The 18,525-nt window shown below is 34.7% G+C and carries 18 protein-coding genes and 1 pseudogene; 6 read left to right on the top strand and 13 right to left on the bottom strand.

Going from position 1 to position 18,525, the window contains the following annotated elements:
- Position 1: 1 nt before the first annotated feature.
- The 5 genes from MKY70_RS11625 to MKY70_RS11605 form a co-directional block, all read right to left on the bottom strand.
- Complete coding sequence (locus tag MKY70_RS11625) at positions 2–538, bottom strand: NADPH-dependent FMN reductase (RefSeq protein WP_002031805.1); 537 nt, start codon at positions 536–538, stop codon at positions 2–4.
- 145 nt (positions 539–683) lie between these two features.
- Positions 684–1,580, bottom strand: a complete 897-nt coding sequence (gnd, locus tag MKY70_RS11620) for a phosphogluconate dehydrogenase (NAD(+)-dependent, decarboxylating) (RefSeq protein ID WP_002012680.1) — start codon at positions 1,578–1,580, stop codon at positions 684–686.
- An 18-nt stretch (positions 1,581–1,598) separates the two neighbouring features.
- Positions 1,599–2,948, bottom strand: coding sequence for a GntP family permease (locus MKY70_RS11615; protein WP_328011124.1), 1,350 nt, complete (start codon positions 2,946–2,948; stop codon positions 1,599–1,601).
- 14 nt (positions 2,949–2,962) lie between these two features.
- Positions 2,963–4,501, bottom strand: a complete 1,539-nt coding sequence (gntK, locus tag MKY70_RS11610) for a gluconokinase (RefSeq protein ID WP_341024310.1) — start codon at positions 4,499–4,501, stop codon at positions 2,963–2,965.
- Complete coding sequence (locus MKY70_RS11605; protein WP_341024308.1) at positions 4,480–4,686, bottom strand: hypothetical protein; 207 nt, start codon at positions 4,684–4,686, stop codon at positions 4,480–4,482. The genes gntK and MKY70_RS11605 overlap by 22 nt, the downstream gene beginning before the upstream one ends.
- Before the next feature lie 209 nt (positions 4,687–4,895).
- On the opposite strand from MKY70_RS11605, the gene MKY70_RS11600 reads away from it, so the two are divergent.
- Positions 4,896–5,798: an ABC transporter permease subunit gene (locus MKY70_RS11600; protein ID WP_341024305.1), complete on the top strand. Its 903-nt coding sequence runs from the start codon at positions 4,896–4,898 to the stop codon at positions 5,796–5,798.
- Positions 5,795–6,814, top strand: a complete 1,020-nt coding sequence (locus MKY70_RS11595; protein WP_341024303.1) for an ABC transporter permease — start codon at positions 5,795–5,797, stop codon at positions 6,812–6,814. Before MKY70_RS11600 ends, MKY70_RS11595 begins: the two co-directional genes overlap by 4 nt.
- Before the next feature lie 152 nt (positions 6,815–6,966).
- On the opposite strand, the gene adhP is transcribed toward MKY70_RS11595, so the two are convergent.
- From adhP to MKY70_RS11570, 5 genes are all read right to left on the bottom strand, one after another.
- Positions 6,967–8,004, bottom strand: a complete 1,038-nt coding sequence (adhP, locus tag MKY70_RS11590; protein ID WP_341024301.1) for an alcohol dehydrogenase AdhP — start codon at positions 8,002–8,004, stop codon at positions 6,967–6,969.
- 380 nt (positions 8,005–8,384) lie between these two features.
- Complete coding sequence (locus MKY70_RS11585) at positions 8,385–9,239, bottom strand: MurR/RpiR family transcriptional regulator (protein ID WP_002031820.1); 855 nt, start codon at positions 9,237–9,239, stop codon at positions 8,385–8,387.
- Positions 9,240–9,525: 286 nt separating this feature from the next.
- Positions 9,526–10,161: a response regulator gene (locus MKY70_RS11580; protein WP_002031722.1), complete on the bottom strand. Its 636-nt coding sequence runs from the start codon at positions 10,159–10,161 to the stop codon at positions 9,526–9,528.
- Positions 10,162–10,175: 14 nt separating this feature from the next.
- On the bottom strand, positions 10,176–11,273 hold the full coding sequence (locus tag MKY70_RS11575; RefSeq protein WP_341026382.1) for a GAF domain-containing sensor histidine kinase: 1,098 nt from the start codon (positions 11,271–11,273) through the stop codon (positions 10,176–10,178).
- Between the two features lie 172 nt (positions 11,274–11,445).
- Positions 11,446–12,339, bottom strand: coding sequence for a mechanosensitive ion channel family protein (locus MKY70_RS11570; RefSeq protein ID WP_016102084.1), 894 nt, complete (start codon positions 12,337–12,339; stop codon positions 11,446–11,448).
- A gap of 251 nt (positions 12,340–12,590) precedes the next feature.
- Here MKY70_RS11570 and MKY70_RS11565 point away from each other — a divergent pair.
- Positions 12,591–12,820, top strand: a pseudogene (locus tag MKY70_RS11565) (hypothetical protein).
- A 105-nt stretch (positions 12,821–12,925) separates the two neighbouring features.
- A protein-coding gene (locus tag MKY70_RS11560; RefSeq protein WP_154214651.1) for an IS3 family transposase occupies positions 12,926–14,121 on the top strand; the annotation gives its coding sequence in 2 pieces (ribosomal slippage) (positions 12,926–13,232 and positions 13,232–14,121; 1,197 coding nt in all).
- 54 nt (positions 14,122–14,175) lie between these two features.
- Here the strand turns inward: MKY70_RS11560 and MKY70_RS11555 are convergent.
- Together MKY70_RS11555 and MKY70_RS11545 are read right to left on the bottom strand one after the other, a co-directional pair.
- Complete coding sequence (locus MKY70_RS11555) at positions 14,176–14,724, bottom strand: cysteine hydrolase family protein (protein WP_002012695.1); 549 nt, start codon at positions 14,722–14,724, stop codon at positions 14,176–14,178.
- Positions 14,725–15,290: 566 nt separating this feature from the next.
- The gene (locus tag MKY70_RS11545) at positions 15,291–15,779 is read right to left on the bottom strand and encodes a hypothetical protein (protein WP_002065200.1); all 489 of its coding nucleotides are present in this window, start codon (positions 15,777–15,779) and stop codon (positions 15,291–15,293) included.
- Positions 15,780–16,191: 412 nt separating this feature from the next.
- Between MKY70_RS11545 and MKY70_RS11540 the strand changes: the two genes are divergently transcribed.
- Together MKY70_RS11540 and MKY70_RS11535 are read left to right on the top strand one after the other, a co-directional pair.
- On the top strand, positions 16,192–16,626 hold the full coding sequence (locus MKY70_RS11540) for a GNAT family N-acetyltransferase (protein ID WP_080449899.1): 435 nt from the start codon (positions 16,192–16,194) through the stop codon (positions 16,624–16,626).
- Positions 16,627–16,899: 273 nt separating this feature from the next.
- A complete protein-coding gene (locus MKY70_RS11535) occupies positions 16,900–17,586 on the top strand; it encodes an IS6 family transposase (RefSeq protein WP_341024295.1) in 687 nt (228 codons plus the stop codon).
- A 37-nt stretch (positions 17,587–17,623) separates the two neighbouring features.
- Here MKY70_RS11535 and MKY70_RS11530 read toward each other — a convergent pair whose 3' ends face one another.
- The gene (locus tag MKY70_RS11530) at positions 17,624–18,175 is read right to left on the bottom strand and encodes a hypothetical protein (protein WP_088032854.1); all 552 of its coding nucleotides are present in this window, start codon (positions 18,173–18,175) and stop codon (positions 17,624–17,626) included.
- Between the last annotated feature and the right edge of the window lie 350 nt (positions 18,176–18,525).

The following is an 18,525-nucleotide window of genomic DNA, read 5'->3' as shown; positions in this document are numbered from 1 at the left end:
ATCACTCAACTCCTAATTGTTTTTTCACCTCTTTATATACGCTCATATATGCTTTTAATTCTTTAACTAAATCATGAATTAATGGTTTTGCATCTTCTCCAAGTTCACTATCTTGCACATGTAATCCATCAAGCACGACTTGTTTTGGAATTGCGTTTGCGTAAACGCCTCTAGCGACAGTGCGCATACTATTTAATGCGTTTATTCCCCCTTTACCTCCTCCAGCAACTGCTAGTAATGCGACAGGCTTATGGATGAATTCACTGCTACTTAAGTAATCTAACGAATTTTTCAGCGCTCCGCTCATCGCATTATGATATTCTGGTGTACATAGTACTACTCCATCCGCAGCTTTCACTAAAGCTTTTAATTTTTTTACTGCCTCTAATTCACGTTGTGATTCTTCTCCATTATATAAAGGCAATTCCGCTACTGCTAAATCGTATAACTCCCCTTCAAATTGCTCTGCAATATATTTTGCCACAACGCGAGTTCTTCCAAATTTTCTTGGTGTACCATTAATTACGACTAGCTTCATAACCATTTCTCCCCTTTGTTTTAAAATTCTACCTTTATATTATCAGAAATTTCTATACAAAATACAGTAAAAAGAGGTAAAAGCTTTCATAAAATAGTATGAGAAATAAAAAAAGAACTCATACTTTCGTATGAGTTTCACAAAACTAATTTTTCACAACCTCATGTCCACCGAATTGATTACGAAGAGCTGAGACAACTTTCCCATGGAATGTATCATCTTCTTGTGAACGGTAGCGCATAAATAATGACATAGCGATAACTGGTGCCGCTGCTTGTAATTCAAGCGCAGTTTCAACAGTCCATTTCCCTTCTCCTGAAGAGTTCATAACACCTTTAATGCCATCAAGTTTCGGATCTTCTGCAAATGCTTTTTCAGTTAAGTCCATTAACCAACCACGGATAACCGATCCGTTTGCCCATACTTTTGCAACATCTTCATAATTGAAATCAAAATCACTTTTATCTAGTACTTCAAATCCTTCAGCGATTGCTTGCATCATTCCGTATTCAATACCGTTGTGAACCATTTTTAAGAAATGCCCACTACCGACGCGGCCTGCATATGAATAACCATTTTCTACTGCTAAATCTTTAAATAAAGGTTCTAGTTGATCATAAATTTCTTTTTCTCCACCAACCATTAAGCAAGCACCGTATCTAGCTCCTTCCACACCACCTGATGTACCGATATCTACATAATGTAAACCAAAGCTTTTCGCTTCTTCAGCACGGCGTAACGTATCTTTATAGAATGAATTTCCGCCTTCAATAACGATATCGCCTTCCTCTAATAATGGATATACATCTTTTAGTACTGACTCAACAACTTCTCCTGCAGGTACCATTACCCAAATTGTACGAGGTGCTTCTAGTTCAGCAATCATTTCTTTTAACGTATGACGAGCAGTAATCCCTAATTCCCCTGCCTTTTCAACAAGCTCATTATTTACATCGTATACAACTACTTCATGCTTGTCTTCATGTAAGTGTTCAGCTAATGGGAATCCCATTTTTCCTAATCCAATTAAACCTAGTTTCATATTAATCAATCTCCCATTCTATACAAATATATTTAATAACGAAATTAATCCAAGTGCTACAACAGATAATATTGTCTCCATTGCGGTCCATGTTAATAATGTTTCTTTCACAGTCATTCCGAAATACTCTTTAATCATCCAAAATCCAGAATCATTTACATGCGATAATATTAATGACCCTGCTCCTGTTGCAAGTGCCAGTAACTCTACATTTACTCCTGGTGTACTTGCTGCAATCGGTGCTACAATTCCAGCTGCTGTCATCATAGAAACAGTAGCCGATCCCGTTGCAACTCGGATAAGTGCAGCAATTCCCCAACCTAATAATATCGGTGAAATATGTGATTCTTTCGCCATCTCCGCAATTGTAGTTCCGATCCCAGAATCTAATAACACTTTATTAAAGGCACCACCTGCACCGATAACTAACAGTATGTTTGCAATTGGGCCTAAACAATCATTTGTAACTTGTAAGACTTTGTCTTTAGAAAACCCTTTTGCATAGCCAAGACTAAAGAAAGAATATATCGTTGCAATTAATAATGCGACTATTGGATCTCCAATAAAATGCAATACTTGTGCAAGTTGGCTTGTTTTATTTAATGCTACTTCCGCTATCGATGCACCTAGCATAAGAAATACTGGAAGTAAAATAGTAAACAATGTATTTCCGAAGCTAGGAAGTTCCTTCTTCTTATCTCTTTCAATAAATTGCTCCGCTATATTTAACGGTACTTCTTTATGTATACGAGCACCAATCCATTTCCCGTAAAGCGGACCTGCAATTATTGCAGTTGGAAGTCCGACAATTAATGCATACAAAATTGTCTTCCCTACATCTGCTTTAAATATACCTACCGCTGCCATAGCTGCTGGATGCGGTGGAACAAGTCCGTGTACAACCGAAAGACCTGCTACTAGCGGAATACCGATTGTAATAAGTGATACCCCTGTTTCTAACGCAATTGTAAATACTAACGGAATTAATAGTACAAATCCAACTTGGAAAAATACCGGAATCCCTACTATAAATGCAACGAACATCATTGCCCAGTGAACACGCTTTTTCCCAAAACGTCCAATTAATGTGTTAGCAATTCGTTCAGCACCGCCAGACTCAGCCATCATTTTTCCAAGCATTGTTCCTAAAGCTAAAACAATCGCTAAAAACCCTAACGTATTACCGAGACCTAATTTAATAGAATCGATAATCCCCGGATGTTGTGGTGAAGTTCCAATTAAGGGCATCCCCATTGCTAGCCCAACTCCGATTGCTGTTAAAATTAACGCGACAAATGGATGCCATTTTACTACCGTAATTAGTAAAAGTAATATAACAACAGCCGCTAGTACGATCCCAACTACCATTTCTCCCAATCCCCCTATTGTTTACGTTGGAAAGCAGCTATACAATCAAATTCTTCTTTCAAACGATTGTAAAGTCGTTCATACATATAAAACATCTCTAAATATAAAGCCGTATTTTCTTTATTCGGTACATGGTGATGGACAATATCAATCCAATCCTTCACCTCTTCAAGAGAATCAATTTTCCCAATTGCATACAAAGCAAGTGCTGCTGCCCCAAGCGCAGATGCTTCATGACTTTCTGGAACAAGCAATTCTTTCCCCATCATGTCAGATAACATTTGTCTCCAAAATGCAGATTTCGCAAAGCCTCCTGAAACACGTATTTCAGTAAGTGGCCCTGTACAATCTCGAATGGCAAGTGCTACTGAATACACACTCATACAAACACCTTCCATAACTGCTCGTATGAAATGTTCACGTTTATGCTGAAGGTTTATCCCGAAGAATGTACCTCGAGCATTTGCATTCCAGTAGGGTGCACGTTCTCCAGATAGAAACGGTAAAAATAGTAATCCATCTGCTCCAGCTGGTACACTTTCTGCATACTTAATTAATAAATCATAAGGATCAATTCCAAGCTTTCTTGCTACCTCTTGCTCTGGGCTACCAAATTCATCACGTAACCATCTAAGTAATACTCCACCGTTATTCGTTGGTCCGCCGATCACCCAGTGCTCATCTGTTAATGCGTAACAAAAAGTTCTTCCTTTTTCATCTGTATTAACACTCGATGAAATTGTTCGAACCGCACCACTTGTCCCGATCGTAATTGCAGCTGAGCCAGGTGATATTGCACCGACACCTACATTTGCAAGAACACCATCACTTGCACCAATAACAACCGGAGTATCCTCACTAATACCCATCTTTTGTGCTAATTCCGGCTTCATTCCCGATAAAATATATGTAGTTGGTACAGGTGTTGATAATTGTTCTGGTGACATATTTAACATAGTTAAAACATCTTCATCCCAGTTTAATGTTTTTAAATTAAATAACCCTGTAGCAGATGCAATAGAATAATCAACTACATAGCGTGAAAATAATTGATAAATGACATACTCTTTAATGGAAATAAATTTATGAGCAGTTCTGAATAACTCCGTTTCTTCTTCTTTCATCCACAATAATTTAGAAAGTGGTGACATCGGATGAATCGGTGTACCAGTTCTTCTATAAATGTCATGACCATTCATTTGTTGTAATAGTTTTTCTGATTGCTTTGTGCTTCTATTATCTGCCCAAATAATAGAGCGCGTTAACGGCGCACCGTTTTCATCTACAGCAATTAAGGCATGCATCGCTGTACTAATCCCGATAGAAGAAATATCTTCCGGTGACACATTACCCTTTTCAATGGCAACGCTTACAGTTTTATATACAGCAGCACATATTACATCAGGATCTTGCTCAGCCCATCCGACGTTCGGTTGAATAATTGGATAATCAATTGCATGTGAAGCAACGACTTTTCCTTTCTCAGTGAATACAACCGTTTTCGTACTTGTGGTACCGATGTCAACCCCGATTACTCTCCCCCTTGTTTCCATGCGAATCTTCCCTTCGTTTCTAGCAAAATACGATCTAGTAAACCGTTTACATGAATTAGTATATAAAATATTTTTTCATAAATCAAGTTACGAAAAGAAAATTTTTTCCAAACCGAAATATACCTCTCATCTTCTAAATCATTCTCTTTATCTTTTTTAAATAACCTTTTTAATTTATCAAACATTCTTCCCCCTCCACCTAAAGATAATAATATATAAGTTCTCGTTTTCTTAGCTTGATGGACATAGGGCGTGGCTGCTTACTATCACTTTTTTACCTTGTAAATATATGTTCCATACTATAAAATTTAATAGTATTTATATTTTTCTGAAAAATCAAAACAAAATATGAACTTTATTGTATAATGTTGTAAAAAGATGTCGGAGGGATTTAATGTTATATAAAATATCTCAATTCACAATAAAACTTTCATCAATTCTTTTATCACTCTTACTATTACTAAATTTACCTTATTTATTTATCACTCAACAGGGATTCACTTTTCAACCAATTCATTTTTTTAATCAGATCGTTACTATGTTAAAACAGGTTTTCTCCCCTGAATCATTAGTAGTTATGGGATCAGACCCGAAATTTGGTCATTTCAAAAAGACACCATTATTTCCAACTGTTTTAGAACCTTACCTATATTCATTTACTGTATTATTTATAGCCTTTTTGCTTGCACTCTTTCTATCATCTAGTATGGCATTTTTTTATTTTTTAGCAAAAGATTATATAAAAAAATGGATAAACCGAATTGTGTTCATATTAGAAGCTGTCCCTGATATGATGATGATGATTTGTTTGCAAATATTTTTCATATGGGTACTTCAGAAATTAGGGGAATCTCCTGTCACCATTATTTCTTTTAATGAAAATCGAGCTTATTTACTCCCTATTTTATCTTTAGCAGTCTTACCTACATTACAAATGTTTCGGATGATGGTGTTATACATAAAAGAAGAACATGAAAAACATTACGTAGAGGTTGCATATGGAAAAGGACTTTCATCAAGTTATATACTATGCATTCATTTATTCAAAAATATATCTATCCACTTCTTTCATCATTTAAAAACGATTTTTGTTTTCTTACTTTCTAACTTATTCATTTTAGAATTTGTTTTTAATATGGAAGGTATTATTCAATTTTTATTTAAGAAGGCGTTTATTTCACCTCCAGCTGCATTTATCATACTTGTTATGGTTATTTTACCGTTTTATGCCATTTTTCAAATAATCTCATTCATGATGAATAGATGGAAAAAGCAATTGAAAGGAGCAGCATTATGAAATCTATTTGGAAATCAAAACGATTTTTAATCGGCTTTACTTATCTATTCATACTTGTTTCAGCTAGTTTTATTTATAGTTGGTTCTTTAAAGATAACATCCCAAAACCTCCTCAGTTACTTTACAATGACAATAACGAATTACTTGGAAAGGCCCCCTTTTCGCCATCGTTAATGCCGCCTTTTGGATCTGATCGTTTTGGAGAGTCTGTTTTCTTACAAATTGTAGAAGGAGCAAAATTCACCATTTTATTAGCCGTGGCAATTAGCTTCTTTCGAATTTTATTCGGAACATGTATAGGAATCCTCTTAAGTTTATACGCTCCAAGATTCAAGAGATTTTTCCAGGCATGCTCAGAAGTTTTTTACTATATTCCTACTTTATTTATCGCATTTATACTCATCACGCCCGTTAATATTGTAATCATATCAAATGCTGATAGATTAGATCCAAATATTTCATTTGCGTTTTATCAAGTTCTCGTACTTATTTTCGTCGCTCTACCTACACTTTCTTTATATATCTCCTCAGAGGTTGATGAATTTATGAAACGAGATTACATTTTAAGTTCACAATTACTGGGTGCTAGCCGTTTTCATATTATCAAAAAACACTTACGAGTCTTATTACTTGATCGCTTATTTGTGTTATTTATGGAACATATCGTCCAAACACTCATACTCGTTATCCATTTAGCGTTGCTTGATATTGTAATTGGTGGGATACAAATGCGTGAACTCTATGACGGAGTACTCAAACCTGTTTCTCTATCGAATGATTGGGCAGGCCTTATTGGATTAAATCGTTATGAAATGAATATTTCATGGTGGATTATTTTGTATACTCTCGTTTCATTCTTTATTACGATTCTATTTATTAAGCTTATGACAATCGGGATTCAAGATGCACTGAAAGCAAGCGATTCGCAAGTTGTAGCAATTCAAACCGTTCCAAATCATAAAAAATTTGTTAAAAGTAAAGATTCTTTTTCGTTTGTAGATAAAGTGAACCTTTAATCATGTCTCATCAATCAAGTATTAATTGGCATTGATATTAGTAGAATATAAAAAAGATGATCTCTATTGAATACGAGGGATCATCTTTTTTATGCCGTCTAACTTTTTTAAATGTCCTTTGCTAGACTCATGCTTTTTATATTTAAAATGAATTATTTACACTCACAATTATGCTGTTTAAAATTGATTACCATACGCCCTTGAATTCTACCTTGTTCCATTTCTTCGAATACATTTTGTACTTTATCTAGAGAACACGTTTGAACAACCGGCACTACTTTTCCTTCTGCGCCGAACATAAATGCCTCCTCCAGATCCTTACGAGTACCAACTAGAGAACCAACTACTTCAATTCCGTCTAATACAAGTCGTGGAATGTTTAAATCCATAGTTTCTACTGGTAAACCTACCGCAACTACTTTACCGCAAGCACGTACTGCATCAACTGCTGAGTTGAATGCTACTTTAGAAACTGCTGTTACTACAGCAGCATAAGCACCATCAAACTCCTCTTGAACAATTTTATCAGCAGGACCTTGAGAAATCGGATTGATAGTCATATCAGCACCAACTTCTTTTGCTAAGGCTAATTTGTCGTCATTGATATCTACTGCAATTACCTTTGCACCAAATACATTTTTAGCATATTGAATAGCTAGGTTACCTAATCCACCACAACCATAGATTACGATAGGTTGACCAGGTTTAATGTCTGATACTTTTATAGCTTTATATGTAGTTACGCCCGCACATGTAATTGATGATGCTTGAGCAGGATCTAATCCTTCTGGTACCTTCACCGCATAATCAGCTGTAACAATACATTGTTCAGCCATACCACCATCTACTGAATAACCAGCATTTTTTACTTCACGGCAGAATGTTTCTCTCCCCGTTACGCAATATTCACAACGTCCACAAGATTGGAACATCCATGCAATACTTACACGGTCACCTATCTTTAGTGAAGTAACATCATCAGCAATTTTAGTAACAATACCTACACCCTCATGACCAAGGATGCGGCCATCGGTGTTTCCAAAATCATGATTCGCAACGTGTAAATCAGTGTGGCAAACTCCACAATACTCTACATCTACTAACGCTTCACCCGAGTGTAACGGACGTAATTCTTTTTCAATAACTTCAATATTTGCTTTGCTGTTTTTATTAACTACTACTGCTTTCATATGTGATCTCCCCTTTAGTGTTTTAGAGTTTTAATGAGTTTATCTCACAACTACTGTCCTCACTATTTTGGCTAATTATTGTACCAAATTTAAGTGTTCAATCATCATTACAGGTTCATCATAACATGGAATTTCATAAGCTTATTGTAAAATATTGAACAATATTTGAATTATTACCCAATACGTATTTTGATGTATCAAGCTACTTGTTAAATTTCATATGCAAAATATCGAGGTTTAAAAAATGAAGGGTCTAAAAGATGAGAGATTATTATTATAGGTAATTGGCATATTTCTATAGACACTTAGAACAAGTAGATCTAGAGGGTATATCAACAGACTACTCGCCAATATAAAAAGCTCTTCATTTGAAGAGCTTTTTATATTCGCTTCATCGAAATAGTTTCACGTATACTTTGTAAATTTTGTAGTGTTTCCTCTTGTCGCTGCAATGACAATCCCACATACAAAGTATCTAATAAACTAAGCTGCGCTAATCGTGACGAACTTGCTTCTGTACGAAATTCCGTCTCACGCGTCGAAGTATATAATGTTATATGAGCAAGTTGGCTTAATGCCGATTTTTGATAGCTCGTAATCGCAATAATTTTGGCCCCTCTTGCTTTCGCTACTTCTAACGCTTCAAGTAAACCTTTATTACTGCCCGAATGAGAAATTGCAATGACCACTGCTTTTTTTGTCAGCAAGCCCGCTCCCATAATTTGAAAATGTGAATCCGTATGAGCAATACAAGAAATACCTGTTCTCATAAACTTATGATAAGCATCCATCGCAATAATACCTGAACCACCATTTCCATAAAACTCAATTCGTTTCGCTTCATTCAGCGCACTTACTGCCTGTTCCAACGCGTTATCGTTTAACAAATGTAATGTATCTTGCAGTCCTGTAATATGTGAATGAAAAACTTTTTTAGCAACAGTGACAATATTATCTTCTACCGATACTTCCTCATGAATATTTTGCATCGGGGTATGTACAATCTCACGAGCTAATGTAATTTTCAAGTCTTGGAACCCTTGAAAACCTAAGTGTTTGCATAAGCGGAATATCGTTGCTTCGGAACTATTCGTAACTTCCGCTAATTCCGTAATCGATTTATGTACAACATCTTGTGGATGTTTCAAAATATGTTCGGCAATACTTCGTAATTTCGGTGATAAACCATTTAACGAAGCCTGAATCTTTCCAATCCCACTTTTTGTACCAGGCATAGCGTATCTTCCCCTTCCATAGTAGCTTTATCCCGTATTAACGGGCAGTAAGACTCCCACCTCAAAATTCGATGAATGCAAGGGAGTTAGGTGGGAGATCAACTGCCCGTAAAAACCCGATTGGTTCAACTAATAATCAGTGGGGATGGCCCCCCCACTGATTAAAGTTTCACTTTATTGTACCTAATTATTGAAAGAAGAAAAACCTTTATTCGGCATCTCTATACATTTTAATTTCTCATATGTATTCTTCCGTAGCATATGACACAATTATTCATACTTATTTCTAGTTTTCACCATGCTTTACTGCGTATAAGGCAGCTTGTGTACGATCATCTACTTCCAATTTAGCCAATACGTTAGAAACGTGTGTTTTCACAGTTTGTTCTGTAATATGAAGTTCTGCTGCAATCTCCTTATTGCTTCTTCCTTTCGCAATTTCACGAAGTACTTCTTGCTCCCTTTTAGTTAACATAGAAAAAGGATTCTCTTTTTCTTTCTTGACTGCTGATCGTCCTAATAGTGCTGGTGTTACTTTCGGGTGAAAATTTGCGTTTCCTTGATATACCGCAACGATTGACGCAACAAGTTGATCTGGCTGCACTTCTTTTAATTGATAACCATCTGCCCCAGCTTCTAATGCTGGTAAAACGTAATCTTGTTCTGAAAAACTACTGAGCATAAGAATTTTTATTGTCTCATCGTATTGTTTTATACGTTTTGTCGCTTCAATACCATCCATTTTCGGCATTGATAAATCCATTAATACTACATCTGGCCTTTCTGTTTGAACGAATGTTAATGCTTCTTCACCATTTGCTGCTTCCCCAATAATTTCAAATTCTTCTCTCGTCTTCAAAAAGAATACGAGTCCCCTTCGCACGATATGATGATCTTCTACAAGTAATAATTTAATTTTCACTGACGTTCTCCCTCTCAAACCGGTAATTGAATTTCTATCTTTGTCCCCTTTTCCGGTTCTGCTTTTATTCGGAAAATTCCCCTCATTAATTCAATTCGTTCTTTCATGCTTTTCAAGCCAAGTGCTGACTCTCTTACTTGATCCTGTATAAATCCTATTCCGTTATCTTCTATGTAAAAATGCAACTTATTATTTTCTATCCTTAAATGAACACATACTTTTTCACATGAGGCATGTTTTTTACAATTATGTAATGCCTCTTGGCTTATACGCCATAAAACTTCTTCTATTTCATCTTCAATTAAAACCATTCCATCAATTCGAACTTCCACTTGAATCCCTAACAGTTTTCCGTAATTTTGAATCGCTTCTGCTAAACCTTTCTCTAATCCTTCAGGCCTTAATTGCCAAATCAAAAGTGTCATCTCTTGTAATGCTTCCTGTGATAATTCTCCAATATAACTTAACATCTCTTGCAAGTCTCTATCCTTCGTCATATTTAGAGTCCCTTTCGCTGTTAGCATAATTGAAAATAACAATTGTTTAACAGAATCATGTAAATCACGAGCCAATCGATTCCTTTCAGCTACAACTACATATTTTCGTTCTTTCTCAACTAATTGAATACGTTGTATTGTCGTTCCAATTTGAAATGCAATCGCTTCTAATAACGCTAACTCCTCCTCAGAAAAATGTGTTTTATGAGGCGAGGCTACATTTAATAGACCAAATTTCTCTGATCCAGATCTTAGCGGGATTGTCGCATGATGTGTAACATCTTCTGTCTCGCCCCAATTACATTCAATCGCATCCTCTATTCGTTTACATTCAATAATATTTGTCGCTTTTTCCAATCTTCCATTCACAAAACGTTCTACACACCAACAATCTCCTTCACACATCGGCTTCTTTTCCTGCCACGTAAGAGCTGGGGGTAAGTTTTGGTCTACAAGCATACGATGCTTTCCACTTTCATCAATAAAGAATATCCACCCTGTTTGTAAATTCATAACTTGTAATAATGTATGTAACACTTTTCCTAACATTTCCTTTAAGTTTGTCGCTTCATTCAGTAACTCAGCAATTTTTTTTAATGCTTCTAAACGATGCATCTCTTTTTCATCTATGTTCATTCTCATCACCAACTACCATTATAACATTAAGAAATTTCTAAATACTACAAACAAAAAAGAGCTGAATTCCTTCAACTCTTTTTCAGGAGATATCCCATACAGTTCATTCAAATCCAAATCCTAAATAAAAACAGAAATTAGCTAATTTTCTTTAACTGTCTGATAAAGATTGTCCCCCATGAATATGCTGTAAACTTTCAGTGTTAACGAACATATTCGCTGCTGGCATTTGCACTTGATTTTTATGGAACATAGACATTAATTCAAATCTTACTTGTCTAGAAGTTTCAAAATAATCTTCCGGTTTAATCAAACCTGTAATACAAAATTCATATCCAACATATTTAAGGTTAGGATTTAAGTCTGTAACTCCAACATATTTAAATGGCTCAACAGCTTCATCATCTACTCTATAAAGATTTTGCTCCAATTTTTCATTACAAATAACACATACTTCTTCTAACAATTCTTTAACTCTTGTAGGATCTTCCTGATAACTTACCGTGATGCGTTCAATAACTCGCATCCATCCTTTATTAAAATTTTGTATCGTTCTAATCTCTCCGTGTGGTATGGTAAGGAGTTTCCCTGACCATTCACGAATTTGCATAAAACGAATACTAATTTCCTCAATAGTTCCTGAATTTGTTCCGTTAAAAGTTACAAAATCGCCAACTCGAAACTCTTTGTCCGCTAATCTTGCGAAGCCTAATATGACATCTTTTAGCATCTGTTGTGCAGCAAAACCGATGACGACTCCCGCTATCCCTGCACCTGCAATAATACTTTTTATATCTACAAATTGACTAATTAAATATATGATCAGACTGATGATAATGATATATCTAAAAATAGATCGAATAACACTTTGAATCGTCTGCTCTACCTCTTCATCAAAAAAGCTTGATTTTTTAAAAAACCAATCAATAATGCGGTTTATGACAAAAGAAATAATGATAAGAACTAAAGCAAATAGTAAAAATCTTAAAAGTAAAAATTCCCTTACATAATTAAAAAACTCCTCAGTATACGTTAATAAACTCATCCATCCACTTCCTTACTAATGAAAATTTCATGCAAAACTGATTTATTGTATTACTTTTTGGTTCCCTTCAAACTTGTTATACATTCTTCTATAAATATAACCTTTTTCATTATCTAAAGGGAGCTGACAATTGAAAATTTTTTAAATGACTTTATTTTAAGACTGCACTACTCATCTTAATAACAGGAAAACATTCACATGACACCGAATAGTTCATTTGAAAATATTTTGACTCGCGAAGGTTACTAACAATGGGCTATATCGAAGAACTAAGAGAAGTTATTGGATCAAGACCACTCAATTTAGCTGGAGTAGCTGTTTTCAATGAACAAGGATAAATATTACAGAATTTACATGTGGCTTGTTAAAAGCAGATGGAGTTGAATCATTGCATGTACAATTTTTCGATTTAAACCGACTACCAGAAAAGATTAGTCCGTTCATTAAAAAGTTAATTCAAAAACAAGTCGTTTCTATATAAATGTAAAAAAGAGGCCTTTTCGTGATATTATCCCCTTTAGGTAGACAGTGTAAAAAGACCATGTACATACATGGATGTTACACTATTACTTGGAGGGGATTTTTCATGACTAAAAAAGGCTTAACTTTTAATATATATTCAGAAGAATTAAAGTTATCAGCTGTTCAAAGTTATTTAAACGGAGAAGGAAGTTACAATACGATAAAGGAAAAATATCAGCTTAGAAGTTCTACTCAACTTAAAAATTGGGTGAAAAAATATAAAGAATGTGGTGAAATTACAGATACACGTGGAAAAAACAGTGGAATGAAAGGGATACCAAATCCTCTAAAAGGCAAACGTGTTCATTTCAATACCGTTGAAGAGGAACGCGACTACTATAAGGCTCAGGTTGAATATTTAAAAAAGCAATATCCAAATCTGTAAATGGAGGCGTACTAAAATATAAAGAGAGATATCATATCATTGAATCATTAAAGGGGAAATATCCAGTTAGGTGGCTTACGAAATTTGCTGGTGTACATCGTTCAAGTTACTATAAGTGGATTCATACAAAAGGCATGAAAAACATGCGACTAGCATCCGAAAAACGATTAAAAAAAGTAATACAATCTATTCATGTAAAGCACAAGGAATATGGTTATCCACGTATGAAAATCGCTTTACAGGAAGAAGGATATTTTATAAATCATAAAAAAGTATATCGCTTAATGAGCGAGCTCAACATTCAATCTATTATTCGAAAGAAGCGTCGCTTCTTTAAAGGGAACTATTCCAATGTTTTTCCGAATGTTTTAAACCGTGAATTTAAAGATCGTCAACAAAATGAAGCACTTGTTACAGATATTACGTACCTACGATTCCAAGAGGGATTTCGGTATCTTTCTGTTGTCCAAGATATTTATAATAACGAAGTTGTTTCTTGGAAAATATCCAAGCGCAATGATAATGAACTTGTATTAGATACAATTGAAATGTTGGCACAAAAAAGAGATGTGCGTGGAACCATTCTCCATTCAGATCAGGGATTCCAGTACACATCTCATGCCTACAACAAACGACTTTTAGATTTAGGTATCATTGGCAGCCACTCTCGCAAAGGAAACTGCCATGATAATGCCTGTATCGAGTCATTTTTCTCCCATTTTAAATCGGAGATGTTGTATTTGAATCATTTTAAAACAGAAGAAGATTTAATACAAGCAATTGAAGAATATATTTACTTTTATAACTATAAACGGTTCCAAAAACGACTCAACCATCGAGCTCCGATAGAATATCGAATCTCGATGGCTGCTTAGTCTTTTTAATACTGTCTACTTGACAGGGATAAGACCATTCGAAGGCCTCTTTTTTTACTTCACTTCTGCATTTAAACAAGATTTAAAATGTCCAAGTGCATATTCATGCCCTTGCGCATTAAAAGATGCTACTGCTTTTTCATAAACCACAATTTGAAACCCTTTGTTATAAGCATCTACTGCTGTATGAAGGACGCAAATATCTGTACATACACCTACAAGATGCACTTCCTCTATTCCTCTTTCTCTTAGCTTCATTTCTAGATCCGTTCCTGCAAAAGCACTGTAACGTGTTTTGTCCATATAGTATACATTCTCTGCATTTTTATATTTCTCGCATACATCTTGTAATTCACCAAATAAGTCTCTTCCATTTGTACCTGCTATATTATGAGGTGGAAACAATTTCGCTTCTGGATGATATACATCATTGTCTTCATGTTTATCGATCGCAAATACTACGTAATCACCTTTTTCAATAAATTGTTTCGTTACACTTACAAGTTCCTTCTCAATTTCTTGACCTGGTTTCCCGCATGTTAAAGCACCTTTTTCAGCTACAAAATCATATGTATAATCAATATTTATAAGAGCTCTTTTCATAACTACAATCTCTCCTTCTTCTGTTTCACAGTAAACAATAGAAAATTTGTTATTACGACATCGTATGTACTATTCGACATTTCAAATGAAATCCCTACATTTCCAACTCAATACTTACCTTAATCCGAGTTTATCATAAAGCGTAACTTTAATCATAGGGCGGTATTATCCTTCACCAATCGGGCTTTTACGGGCAAGTTGATCTCCCACCTAACTTCCTCGCATGTGCCGAATTTTCAAGTGGGGTTCTTATTGTCCGTTAAGGCGGGATAAAACCGATACACAATGACAAAACATACAGCTCCAATTAACAAGTCATGAATGTGATAATTGAGCGTAACTTCAACCGCCTCTTGTAAAGTAAACCAAATGACCGAAAACATTATAATAAATAAGAAAATACGAATAACTCGTTTCAAACTTTCAATTCCTTCCTCTTACATGATAGTAAAGAATAAGTTCTTTCTATTCATTCGTACTAGAAAGTGAAACAAATTATTCTCAATGACATAATTCAATCCAAACTAAAAAGTACACTACTTTTGAGTAATGTACTTTTTTCCATATTAAGACGCAGGTTTCGTTTCAAACGTCGCTTGATTCAAGCTAATGACTTTTCCTTTTGGATCATTGTTTTCAAACTGAGCTGCGGTAATCGTATGACTACCTGTCTCAAGCGTCTTTTCTTTTAATTGTACTGTTGTCTGTGTTGTACTAGTTACTTGATGTTTATCTGCAAATATTTGATCTACAAATACAAATGTTTCTTTATCGTTTTGAAAATTGGAAAGTTCTAATTCGACTTGCTGAATTAAAGTATCCTTTTTTATGAATACAGTTGGTATATTGCCATTTTCAGAAGTACCATCTGGAGTAGTTACTTTTACTTTCCCTTCTCCGATTGGCACTGCTCCTTCAGGAAATACGACCATATTCTCATCACTTGCATTTACAACTTGTTCTTCCTGGTTTGACTGTGCATCCTCTTTTTCCTTTGGAGTACCACAGCCTACTAATAACAATACAGACAATCCAGCGATTATGAATTTCTTCAAAATTCATTCCCCCTGTTATTTCATTATAATTTATTATACAAAAATAACTTCTTGATTTTAAAACTAGTTTTTAACACTTTCATGAACAAATATTAGCTTGCTCACGATTACTGTACCATACTTTTATTTTAAGAACATTAATTTTTTTTAAGAAATAAATAGTAATTCCACTCTATTCATCATTTTAGCCCAATTCACTAAAGAAATATCCATTCAAAATAAAAAGACATTGTTTAAGGTAATGTACCTCAAAGACAATAAAACCAAAGGTGTGGACATATTATACATGTACAATATGTCCACACCTTTTTTATTGGGATAGCACCAACATAACGCGGATTCTGTACGTTAAGATAAATATTGTAAATATTAAATGTGATATAATCGGAGAAAAAAATGTGGGGGATCCTTAGTGAAGATAAGAAAATATAATTCTGATGACATCAAACAATTTACAGATTTAATGCCAGATTTAGGTTACCCTAGTTCATTAGATGAAATGAAAGTAAGAATGAAACGTATCGAATCCAATCCAAATTATTACACCTTTGTTGCAATAAATGATAATAACTTAGTAGGGATGATAGGAATAACAATTCATACAACGTACACAAACAATGATGAAAAGATTCAAATAACATCGCTAGTTACAAAGAAAGAATATCGCGGTCAAGGTATTGCGAAAGCATTGATTAAATATGTGGAAGAATGGTCTTTGAAAAAAGGTTCTGATTTTATTTATCTTCTAAGTGGAAAAAGTGAAAAGAGGATAAAGGCACACGAACTATATAAATTCCTTGGTTACGAGATAACAGGTTATAGGTTTGTAAAGCGTATGAATAAATAGATATTATTTAACAGTTGAGTGCAGTTGCTAAATAATTAAATCCCAATTTCTTATGTATATAACTGAGAGATTGGGATTTTTTATACTGGATATCCTTAGCGTGCGAAATTCGGGTTTTGATGGTGCTACCCCATCACCATCAAGCTAAGAAATGCAAATACCTCAAAACGAAAAAATGAGCATTTTGTTACAAGTTAGTACAAAATTTCGTTCTGTTGCAAAGTTTCCTACATGAAGCTACACTCTAGAAAACAGGATATAGGAGAATCAGACATGAGGTACTTTAAAGGAAAACAATTCAAGAGAGATATCATTTTAGTAGCTGTCGGCTACTACTGCCGTTTTTCTTTAAGTTATCGCGATGTATCTGAAATCCTGAAAGAACGTGGTATTTCAATTCATCCAACAACCATCATGCGATGGGTTCATGAATATGGAAATCTCATCTATCAAATTTGGAAAGTAAAAAATAAATCTGCACGCTTATCTTGGCATTTGGATGAGACGTATATCAAAGTTAAGGGAGAATGGCATTATCTCTATCGTGCAATTGATAAAGATGGAAACACGTTGGATATTCAACTTCATAAAAAACGGGATCATCAGGCTGCCTATGCCTTTATGAAAAGATTAGTAAAACATTTTGGAGAACCAACAGTTCTCACTACAGACAAAGCTCCGGCCTTGCTTTGTGCGTTTAAAAAACTGAAGAAGAACGGCTTTTATGTACGTACAAAACATTGTACCTTTAAATATCTCAATAACCTGATTGAACAGGATCATAGGCATGTAAAGAGACGTTTTGCCAAATCCGCAGGATTCCAAAATCTTCGTCATGCTTCACGAACCATAAAAGGGATTGAAACGATTCAGGCCATATATAAACAAAGACGAAGTCTTGAATCAGACTCCGTCTTTTCAGTGTACAAAGAACTACAGCAATTAGTAGCGATTGCTTAAAGTCTATTTCCAATCTGTAGACCTCTCTATATTTTTTCTAACTTTGCAACAGAACCTTTTCGACTTCTTTTTGACTCTGTAATAACTGTACTTTTGTTTGTTTTAATTCTTTTTTCACCTTAAGAAAATCCCTCTTTAGTTCCTTGATATTGTCTTGATTATCTATTAGTAATTGATTTTGTTTAATCACTTCATTTATAACTTCTTTTCTGTTATTATTCCCATTTGCCCAAATAACGAAACCTAATGCAGTTACACTAGCAAATGTACTTATAAAATCCAGATTTTCCTTACCAATATAAATAAAAGCAGAATTAGGAAATAATATAATTCCGGAAACAGCAATAAAATGCATGATTCCCACTAATAATATTTGAGTTGATTCACTTTTTATAAATTTCTTGTGCCCAATATCCATTTTAATTATAGAATCACTCAACGTTAAACAAAATCCGGCTATAGAAATACCTGTGACTAATGCTGGGGATATTGTCGCAATACCGATAAAATATATACCCCCTAAAACTACTATTGCTCCTCCCATACACATAGCTATTAATTCTATAGTCTTTACCCAATTAGACTCCATAACCCTTCGACCCTCCAATATCTTATCTTTTCTCTATTATTAAGATATCATTAAACTCTATTTAATTGTGTTAATATTTCGACTTTAATCCCTACAGTTTCAGGGGAAAACAACACAATATTCATCATGCGTTAATGTTATATAGCTTTAGCGATCTCAGCAAGTAATCTCATGAACAACGGAATCATTTGAACTACAATATAACCAATCCCTGCCCTTGAAATAAGAGAGAATCCCCGTTCCTGGCTACCAACCATAATGAAAAGCCCACCGCATAACGCTACAACGGATGCATTTTATAATAATATGAAATTGAAATTTATCAATATTATTGATGTAAAATAAAAAAA

The sequence above is a fragment of the Bacillus sp. FSL R9-9492 genome (genome assembly GCF_038007365.1).
GTDB lineage: Bacteria > Bacillota > Bacilli > Bacillales > Bacillaceae_G > Bacillus_A > Bacillus_A mycoides.
The sequence above is the reverse complement of the archived record's forward strand: the minus strand, read 5'-3'. Positions and strand labels throughout refer to the sequence as shown.

Coding starts and splice junctions, on each gene's coding strand:
- gnd (WP_002012680.1), bottom strand. CDS start 1,580: ATGAAACTAGGTTTAATTGGATTAGGAAAAATGGGATTCCCATTAGCT.
- gntK (WP_341024310.1), bottom strand. CDS start 4,501: ATGGAAACAAGGGGGAGAGTAATCGGGGTTGACATCGGTACCACAAGT.
- MKY70_RS11605 (WP_341024308.1), bottom strand. CDS start 4,686: ATGTTTGATAAATTAAAAAGGTTATTTAAAAAAGATAAAGAGAATGAT.
- MKY70_RS11595 (WP_341024303.1), top strand. CDS start 5,795: ATGAAATCTATTTGGAAATCAAAACGATTTTTAATCGGCTTTACTTAT.
- MKY70_RS11570 (WP_016102084.1), bottom strand. CDS start 12,339: ATGAGTTTATTAACGTATACTGAGGAGTTTTTTAATTATGTAAGGGAA.
- MKY70_RS11530 (WP_088032854.1), bottom strand. CDS start 18,175: ATGGAGTCTAATTGGGTAAAGACTATAGAATTAATAGCTATGTGTATG.
- MKY70_RS11575 (WP_341026382.1), bottom strand. CDS start 11,273: ATGCATCGTTTAGAAGCATTAAAAAAAATTGCTGAGTTACTGAATGAA.
- MKY70_RS11585 (WP_002031820.1), bottom strand. CDS start 9,239: ATGCCTGGTACAAAAAGTGGGATTGGAAAGATTCAGGCTTCGTTAAAT.
- MKY70_RS11555 (WP_002012695.1), bottom strand. CDS start 14,724: ATGAAAAGAGCTCTTATAAATATTGATTATACATATGATTTTGTAGCT.
- MKY70_RS11535 (WP_341024295.1), top strand. CDS start 16,900: ATGAGGTACTTTAAAGGAAAACAATTCAAGAGAGATATCATTTTAGTA.
- MKY70_RS11615 (WP_328011124.1), bottom strand. CDS start 2,948: ATGGTAGTTGGGATCGTACTAGCGGCTGTTGTTATATTACTTTTACTA.
- MKY70_RS11600 (WP_341024305.1), top strand. CDS start 4,896: ATGTTATATAAAATATCTCAATTCACAATAAAACTTTCATCAATTCTT.
- adhP (WP_341024301.1), bottom strand. CDS start 8,004: ATGAAAGCAGTAGTAGTTAATAAAAACAGCAAAGCAAATATTGAAGTT.
- MKY70_RS11625 (WP_002031805.1), bottom strand. CDS start 538: ATGAAGCTAGTCGTAATTAATGGTACACCAAGAAAATTTGGAAGAACT.